Genomic DNA, 8602 nt, shown 5'->3' on the forward strand with positions numbered 1-8602 from the left:
CTATATAACCCCCACAACACGCAAACCGAGATTACGCGGCTGGTCTCGTGGGCTCGGATATGTTTATAAGAGACAGGCGCCGCGGCGGTGCCGGGGTGACCGCCGAGGAGGAGGGCGCAGCCCAGCCAGACCGATCCGTACCCTGCCCGCGCCATCCCGCACCTCCCAATCCCGACCGGGGCGTCCCGCCGGCGTTGCCAATCCGCCGCCGGCGCGCCATGTCACGGACGGTCGCCGCGCCCGGTGCCCGCCCTCTGGAACCGGACCATGGCGGCGGCAAGGCCATCCCGCCTCCGAGGGCCGGTCGTCTGCGGCCCCGCCCCTCTCGCCCGATCCTGCTCCAGGGATGCCATGAACGCCACCCTCGATCTCCTGCGCACCCGCCGCTCGGTCCCGCCCCTCCGTCTCGCGGGGCCGGGCCCGGACGCGGCCGAGCTCGACGCGCTCCTCACCATCGCGTCGCGCGTGCCGGACCACGGCAAGCTGGCGCCCTGGCGCTTCCTGGTGATCGCGGGCGAGGCCCGCACCCGCATCGGCGACGCCATCGCGGCGGCCTATGCCGCCGACCACCCGGAGGCCGATGCCGCGCGCCTCGACCTCGAGCGCCACCGCCTCGCCCTCGCCCCCCTGGTGGTGGCGGTGGTGTCGCGGGCCGGCCCGCACATCAAGATTCCCGAATGGGAGCAGGTGCTCTCGGCCGGCGCGGTGGCGATGAACCTCGTGGTGGCGGCCAACGCCGCGGGCTACGCCACGGCGTGGCTCACCGAGTGGTTCGCCTACGATTCCCGCATCCTCGACGTCCTCGGCCTCGTGCCCGGCGAGCGCCTCGCGGGCTTCATCCATATCGGGCGCGCCCAGGAGGTGCCGCCCGACCGGCCCCGCCCGGCGCTCGCCGACATCGTCACCCGGCTCTGAGGGGCACCCCATGCATTACGACGCCGAGACCAAGGGCCTGCCGCACAACCCGCTGAAGGCCCTGGTGGCCCCGCGCCCGATCGGCTGGATCAGCGCGATGAACCGCGACGGCGCGGTGAACCTCGCGCCCTATTCCTACTTCAACGCCGTGGCGGCCGGCCCCGACATGGTCATGTTCTCCTCGGCCGGGCGCAAGGACGCGATGACCTTCGCGGAGGAGGGCGGCGAGTTCGTCTGCAACCTCGCCACCTACGACCTGCGCGAGGCGGTGAACGCCACCTCGGCGCCCCTGCCCCGCGGCGAGAGCGAGTTCGCCTTCGCGGGCCTGACCCCGGCGCCCTCGCGAAAGGTGCGCCCGCCCCGGGTGGCCGAATCGCCGGCCGCCCTGGAGTGCAAGTGGCTGCAGACCGTGCCGCTGACGCCGCTCGACGGCAGCGACGCCTCCCACTTCCTGGTGATCGGGCAGGTGGTCTCGATCTACATCGACGACCGCTTCATCCGCGACGGCCTCGTCGACACCGGCGCCATGCGGCCGATCCTGCGCGGCGGCTACTTCGACTACTTCACCGCCGAACCGGAGACCCGGTTCGAGCTGCGCCGGCCGGCGGGCGGGGGCGGGTAGGCCACTCGGTTAGGCCACCCGCCGCCGGCCCAGGCGCTCCGCGATGGCGATGCCGCCGATGACGAGGGCCAGCGCCAGGGCGTCGTGCCAGCGGAACGGCTCGCCCACCAGCAGGATGGCGAGGCCGGCCCCGAAGATCGGCACGAGGTTGACGAAGAGGCCGGCCCGGTTCGGGCCGATCAGCTCGACGCCGCGCAGGAAGGCGAGCTGCGCGATGAGCGAGGGCCCGAGCGCCACGAACAGCACGATGGCCCAGCCCTTGCCGGTCGGCCAGATCGTGTGGCCCAGGGCCCATTCGGCGGCGAGCGGCGGCAGCGAGGTCACGAAGGCGGAGAGCGCCACGGCGGTGAAGAAGCTCAGGCCCGAGACCTTGGGCCTGCGGGAGAGCGCCACGGTGTAGCCGGCATAGAGCCCGCAGGCGACCAGCATCAGCACGTCGCCCCGGTTGAAGGCGAAGGTCGCCAGCACCCGCCAGTCGCCGTGGGTCGCCGCCACCATGGCGCCCGCCAGCGTCACGGCGACGCCGAGGAGCTGCGCCCCCGTCACCGCCACCCGGTGGACGAGATAGTTGATCAGGATGACGAGGACCGGGATCGACCCCTGGAACAGGGCGATGTTGATGCCGCTGGTGAACAGGCCGGCGGCGTAGAACAGGCTGGCGTAGAGGGTGTAGCCGCACGCCCCCATCAGCAGCACGTAGCGCCAGTGGCGCTTCAGCCGGTCCCACTCCGCGTTGAGGCCGGCCCGGGCCGGCAGCGCCAGGGCGAGGCAGGCGAAGGCCCAGCGCAGGCAGGTGAGCACCTGGGGCGAGACCTCGCCCGCCGCCCACTTGCTCGCCACCACGTTGCCGCCCCAGAGCAGCATCGTGAACACGAGGAGCGGGTAGGCCGTGGCCGCCGGCTCGGCCGCGCGTCCGGCGGGCGTCTCCGGGACGCGCATGGGGCGGATCTCCCTGGGCTCGGGCCGGGCTCGCGGCCGGCGACCGGGGGATAGCCCGCCGGGGGCCGCGGGGACAGGCCGTCCGGCGCAACACCGCCATCGAAATCCGTCCGCGGCCGCCGCGGCGCGAATCCCCGCGGCCCTGCGGAGAACCGGCAGCGTGCCCATCCCCCGGTATCGCTCGGCGCACCGATTCCCTCTGCGGGTGAACACGGTTATGCCGGGCGGAACACAGCGGCGACACGGCCGCGGACCAGGGGGAGGGCGAGACAGTCGGTGACGTGGCGATCGCTCCTCCTCGCCCTCCTCCTGGTCGGCGTGCTGGCGGCCGGCCTCGGCGGCCTCGCCGTCTCGCCCCAGGGCGCCCTCCTCCTGGGCGAGCTGCGCGAGCACGTCGAGGCCCTCCAGGCCCGCCCCGGGCCGGCGAAGCCCGCGCACCTGCCGGCCCAGCGCACCGCCGTGGAGGAGGGCCGCACCGTGGTGCGCCTCTCGGCCGCCGAGCGCGCCCGCATCGGCATCACGACCGAGGCCCGGCCCCTGGCCGAGCACCGGGAGGAGTTGCAGGCCTATGGCAGCGTCCTCGACCTCGCCCGGGTCACCGACCTGACCAACGCCTATGCCAGCGCCCAGGCCGCGCTCCAGACGGCCCAGGCCCGCGCCGAGGTCTCGCGCAGCGCCCTGCAGCGGGCCAGGACCCTCGGCCCCTACGCCACCACCGTGCAGGTCGAGACCGCCGGGGGCACCGCCCAGACCGACCAGGCCGCCCTGGCGGCGGCGGAATCCCAGGTGCGCACCCTCTCGGCCACCGCGCAGCAGGAATGGGGGCCGGTGATCGGCCGGGCCATCGTCGCGCGCGCGGCCACCGTCACCCGGCTGATCGAGCGCACCGACTTCCTGGTGCAGGTCACCCTGCCGCCGGGGGAGGGCCTGAAGGGCCCGCCGGCGGCGGCCTTCGCCGAGGTGCCGCCCCAGAGCGCGCGGGTCGCCCTGGCCTACGTCTCGCCCGCGACCCGCACGGACCCGCGCATCCAGGGCCTGAGCTTCTTCTACACCGTGCCGGGCGACAGCGGCTTCCTGCCCGGCATGAGCATGCTGGCCTTCCTGGCCTCCGACCGCAGCGTCACCGGCCTCAGCGTGCCCGAGGACGCGGTGGTGCACTGGCAGGGGGCCGCCTGGATCTACCGGGCGGTGGGGCCCGACGCCTTCGCCCGCCACCGGCTGAAGGCCGACCCGCCGATGTCGGCCGACGCCTACGTGGTGGAGGACCTGCCCGGCGGCACCGAGATCGTGCTCTCGGGGGCGCAGGCGCTCCTCTCCGAGGAGATGAAGAGCCAGCTCCAGGTCTCGGGCGGCGTCGATGACGATTGAGGCGCCGGGCTCCGGACCGGGAGGCCCCCGCGGCCCCCAGGCGGCCCTGGTCGCCTTCGCGGTGCGCTTCCGCGGCGTCGTCCTGGCGCTCAGCCTGGCGCTCGCCGCCTACGGCTTCGTCGTCCTGGCCGATGCCCAGTACGACGTCTTCCCGGAATTCGCGCCCCCCGCCGTGGTGATCCAGACCGAGGCCCCCGGCCTCAACCCGGAACAGGTCGAGGTGCTGGTGACCCAACCCGTGGAGGTCGCGGTCAACGGCCTGCCGGGGGTGGTCTCCCTGCGCTCGAGTTCGATCCAGGGCCTGTCGGTGATCACCGTCACCTTCGGGGCCGGCAGCGACATCTACCGGGTGCGCCAGCTCGTCACCGAGCGGCTGACGGCGCTGGCCGGCCGCCTGCCGCAAGGGGTGCTGCCGCCGGCGATGACGGCGCTCACCTCCGCCACCAGCACGGTGCTGCTCGTCGGCCTGACCACGCAGAGCCGCTCGGACATGGACCTGCGCACCCTGGCGGACTGGACCGTGCGCCTGCGCCTCCTCGCCGTGCCGGGGATCGCCCAGGTCTCGGTCTATGGCGGCGCGGTGCGCTCGCTGCAGGTGCAGATCCGCCCGAACGACCTCGTGCGCTTCAACATCGGCGTCAACGACGTGCTCGCCGCCGCGCGGAAAGCCACGGGCGTGCGCGGGGCCGGCTTCGTGGACACGCCCAACCAGCGCATCGCCCTCCAGACCGACGGGCAGTCGCTGAGCCCCGAGGCGGTCTCTCGGACCGTGCTGATCAACGAGGGCGGGGCCAGCGTGACCCTTTCGGACGTCGCCACCGTGGTCGCCACCGGCGAGCCAGCGATCGGCGCCGCCCTGGTGGACGGCCGGCCCGGGGTGCTCCTCATGGTCGGCGCCCAGTACGGCGCCAATACGCGCGCGGTCACCGCGCGGGTCGAGGCGGCCCTGGAGGACCTGCGCCCGGCCCTGGCGCGCGAGGGCGTGACCCTGCACGCCGACCTGTTCCGGCCGGCCAACTTCATCGCCATCGCCAACGGCAACGTGCTCCAGGCCCTCGGGCTCGGCGGCATCCTGGTGGTCGTGGTGCTGTTCGTCTTCCTGTACGACTGGCGCACCGCCGTGATCTCGGCGCTGGCGATCCCGCTCTCGCTCATCGCCGCCGTGGTGGCGCTCCAGGCGCTGGGCGAGAGCCTCAACACCATGACCCTGGGCGGGCTCGCCATCGCCATCGGCGAGGTGGTGGACGACGCGGTGATCGGCGTCGAGAACGTGGTCCGGCGCCTGCGCGAGAACCGCCGCCTCGGCGGCCCGCGCCCCGAGGGGCGGGTGGTCCTCGACGCCATCCTGGAGGTGCGCACGGCGGTCGCCTACGCCACCATCGCGGTGCTGCTGGTCTTCCTCCCCGTCCTCGCCCTGTCGGGCATCGCCGGCCGGCTGTTCGGCCCCTTGAGCCTCGCCTACATCCTCGCCGTGGTGGCCTCGCTCGCCGTCGCCCTCACGGTGACCCCGGCCCTGGCGATGGGGCTGCTCACCGGCCGGCGCGAGGCCTCGAACCTGGACCCGCCGGTGATGCGCGTCGCGCGCGGCGCCTACGCCCGCCTGCTCACCCGGATCGACCGCGCCCCGCGCGTCCTCATGGCCTGCGGCCTCCTCGTCACCCTCCTGGGGGCCGCGATGCTGCCGTTCTTCGGCTCGACCTTCCTGCCCGACCTCAAGGAGGGCCACCTGATCCTGCACATGGCGGCGGCGCCCGGCACCGCCCTGCAGGAATCCATGCGGCTCGGCACCCGCATCACCGCCGAACTGAAGGCGATTCCCGGCATCCGGGCGGTGGCGTCGCAGATCGGCCGGGCCGAGGCCGGCCAGGACACCGCCGGCACCCATTACAGCGAGATCCACATCGACCTCGAACCCGGCCTCGACGGGGCGGGGCAGGGGGCGGCGGAGGCCCGGATCCGGGCCGTGATGGCGGGCTTCCCCGGGGCCGCCTTCTCCCTCAAGACCTTCCTCACCGAGCGCATCGAGGAGACCGTGTCGGGCTTCACCGCCCCGGTGGTGATCAACGTCTTCGGCACGGATCTCGGCGCCATCGAGACGGCCGCCCGGGACATCGCCCGCGAGCTCGCCGAAGTGCGGGGCGCCGTCGACATCCAGCAGAGTTCACCGGCGGGCCTGCCCCAGGTCAATGTGGGCTTGCGGCCCAACGACCTGCGCCACTGGGGCCTCTCGGCCATCGAGGTGATGGAGGTGGTGCGCACCGCCTACCAGGGCGACATCGTCGGCCAGACCTATGCGGGCAACGCCGTGTTCAACGTCCTCGTCATCCTCGATTCCGCCACGCGGGGCCGGCTCTCGGCCCTGAGCGACCTGCCCTTGCGCGGCTCCGGCGGCCGGGTGGTGCGCCTCGCCCAGGTGGCGGACATCTACGAGACCTCCGGGCGCTACCAGGTCCAGCACGAGGGCGCGCAGCGGGTCCAGGCGGTCACCGCCAACGTGACGGGGCGCGACGTCGCCGGCTTCGTGGCCGATGCCAAGCGCAAGATCGCCCGCGCGGTCGCCCTGCCCCCCGGCACCTATGTGGGCTTCGCCGGCTCGGCCGAGGCGCAGGCGCGGGCCCGGCGCGACCTCCTGGTCTATTCGGGGCTGGCCGGCCTCGGCATCGTCCTCCTGCTGGCCATCGTGACGGGAAGCCTGCGCAACCTGCTGCTGGTGCTGGTCAACCTGCCCTTCGCCTTCGTGGGCGGCGTGCTGGCGGTCTTCGCCACCGGGGCCGTGCTGTCGCTGGGCTCGATCGTCGGCTTCGTCACCCTGTTCGGGATCAGCTTGCGCAACACCATCATGATGATCGCCCATTACGAGCACCTCGTGGTGGAGGAGGGGCAGGCCTGGGACCGGGACACGGCGGTTCGCGGGGCCGCCGACCGGATGGTGCCGATCCTGATGACCTCCCTGGTCACCGGCCTCGGCCTGCTGCCGCTGGCGCTGGGCGCCGGCGAGCCCGGCCGCGAGATCGAGGGCCCGATGGCCATCGTGATCCTGGGCGGCCTCGCCACCTCGACGGTGCTCAACCTCCTGATCCTGCCGACCCTGGCCCTGCGCTTCGCGCGCTTCGGCACGCCGCAGGGCAGGGCGCTCGAACCGGTCGCCTGAGGCACCCTCGCCCCGCGCGACCCGGACGGCACGGCGGCGTAGACCAGGAGGGCCGGATCCGGGGCCAGGCGAAGGCCGGATGGCCGTCCCGGACCCGGGTTCTGGCCATGTCATCGCTAACTGGCGACGGTCATAGATATTTGGCGGGATCATCCGGGATCATCCGGGATTTCGCGCGCCGCGCCAGCTCCTGGCGGACAACATCACAGCTTCTGCTTGACCCTGTCGATTGGCTCTGGACCGGTCGATTTCAAAGGGGCAGACCCGTCGTAAGCAAAGCGATCAGGTCAAGATCCTACAATGAACTAAGCAAGCCTGCTGTCACGGATGAGGAAAGGGATTTGACGCCGGGAGATTTCCGGTCAACCTTTTCCGACACCGCCCTTAACAGAAAGGTTCGCTAAGTTTTCGCGACGATTAAATGTCAGGAAGACGATCGAATTTCCGACAAATCGATCAGGTTGCTGTCCCCCTTGGAACGAGGTCATGACTTCGTGGAGAACGGGTCGGTGGTAGGCCGACCTCCAAGCAAGGACCGCGGGAGAAACGCAAGCACCTTCTACTTGGCTCCACGCAGACAGTAGATTGTCTCGAAACAGTGTCGTTATTCCCGCGGGCGGGGGGCACTTCATGCTGCTGATTGACGATATCCATGCAACTGGAGGGCGCTGCCTTCTTAGGCGGACGCACATTGCATGGCGGTTTATGCTTATGATCATCCAAGAATTTTGGAGACGCGACCCAAGTCGAGCCGCAGCGCATTCGGTTTAGCGCGTCAGAAGAGGCCTCTATCCCCACCGCCGAGTAACTTTTTGATTTGCCCAATACCTTGCGCTCGGGCCTTCGCTTCGGAGGGGTGATCGCGATCCGATCGCTGGATCATCCTACCATGTCGCCGGATTGCCCACTGCCAGCTCCCTTCACGCCGCGGGTTCGGGTCGACTTGAAGAGTGTACGGATAAGTATCGGTCGTTATCTCGCTCATGCCGACGAAATGCTACCGCCCCCCCACGAGCGTCATCCTGCAAAGGGTGCTATAGAATGCCTCAGGTCGGTCGGAAAACACCAATTACGCACACAAAGGGCGCTCCCTTTAAGGCCTAGAGCGGTCACCGATCGACTTGAATCGTCCAGGGTTTCGGCCGCGGCGGTGATGTGATTCGATGGACGGCTTTCCGAGGAGGAGAGCCGATGGCGTCTGCCCTGTCCGTTGATCTGCGTGAGCGTGTCGTGGCCGCGATTGAGGCGGGGGCTTCGCGCCGGGAGGCGGCGCGGCGCTTCGAGGTCAGCCCGGCCAGCGCCGTGCGCTGGCACGGGACCTTCGTGCAGGAGGGTCGGACACACGCCAAGCCGATGGGCGGCGATCAACGCTCGCACACCATCGAAGCGCAGGCCGACCTCATCCGGCAGACCTACGAAGCGCAGCCCGAGCTGTTCTTGCACGAGTTGCGCGACCGTTTGGCCGAACAGGGTTTGCGGGTCGGGGTCAGCAGCCTGTCCCGCTTCTTCAAGCGCCACGGCATCACGCGCAAAAAAACTAGGCCGGCAAAGCTGGCTGTCTGGTAGGTTTAGTTCTGGGGGCGCCATTTTGGAGGCGCGGGATGTCG

5 protein-coding genes and 1 pseudogene are annotated in these 8602 nt (G+C 71.2%); 5 read left to right on the top strand and 1 reads right to left on the bottom strand.

The genetic code is table 11. From position 1 onward, the window contains the following. The first annotated feature begins 351 nt into the window (after window positions 1–351). The gene (locus AC6EUL_RS22385) at window positions 352–915 is read left to right on the top strand and encodes a nitroreductase family protein (RefSeq protein WP_056349824.1); all 564 of its coding nucleotides are present in this window, start codon (window positions 352–354) and stop codon (window positions 913–915) included. Window positions 916–925: 10 nt separating this feature from the next. Next, a complete protein-coding gene (locus AC6EUL_RS22390; RefSeq protein WP_056214229.1) occupies window positions 926–1537 on the top strand; it encodes a flavin reductase family protein in 612 nt (203 codons plus the stop codon). Between the two features lie 9 nt (window positions 1538–1546). Here the strand turns inward: AC6EUL_RS22390 and AC6EUL_RS22395 are convergent, their stop codons facing one another. Further along, window positions 1547–2476: a DMT family transporter gene (locus AC6EUL_RS22395; RefSeq protein WP_499872792.1), complete on the bottom strand. Its 930-nt coding sequence runs from the start codon at window positions 2474–2476 to the stop codon at window positions 1547–1549. 276 nt (window positions 2477–2752) lie between these two features. Between AC6EUL_RS22395 and AC6EUL_RS22400 the strand changes: the two genes are divergently transcribed. The 3 genes and pseudogenes from AC6EUL_RS22400 to AC6EUL_RS22410 all read left to right on the top strand — a co-directional run. Next, window positions 2753–3844, top strand: coding sequence for an efflux RND transporter periplasmic adaptor subunit (locus tag AC6EUL_RS22400; RefSeq protein ID WP_056214238.1), 1092 nt, complete (start codon window positions 2753–2755; stop codon window positions 3842–3844). After that, entirely contained in the window at window positions 3834–6995 is a 3162-nt protein-coding gene (locus AC6EUL_RS22405) for an efflux RND transporter permease subunit (protein WP_499872794.1), read from the top strand. Before AC6EUL_RS22400 ends, AC6EUL_RS22405 begins: the two co-directional genes overlap by 11 nt. A gap of 1191 nt (window positions 6996–8186) precedes the next feature. Further along, window positions 8187–8531, top strand: a pseudogene (locus tag AC6EUL_RS22410) (IS630 transposase-related protein); the annotation flags it as partial. Window positions 8532–8602: the final 71 nt, after the last annotated feature.

It is taken from the genome of Methylobacterium sp. 001424705 (assembly GCF_059816145.1).

What these genes read in the sequence shown, in the direction of transcription:
- AC6EUL_RS22385 (WP_056349824.1), top strand. Translation starts at nt 352, where the DNA reads ATGAACGCCACCCTCGATCTCCTGCGCACCCGCCGCTCGGTCCCGCCC.
- AC6EUL_RS22390 (WP_056214229.1), top strand. Translation starts at nt 926, where the DNA reads ATGCATTACGACGCCGAGACCAAGGGCCTGCCGCACAACCCGCTGAAG.
- AC6EUL_RS22395 (WP_499872792.1), bottom strand. Translation starts at nt 2,476, where the DNA reads ATGCGCGTCCCGGAGACGCCCGCCGGACGCGCGGCCGAGCCGGCGGCC.
- AC6EUL_RS22405 (WP_499872794.1), top strand. Translation starts at nt 3,834, where the DNA reads ATGACGATTGAGGCGCCGGGCTCCGGACCGGGAGGCCCCCGCGGCCCC.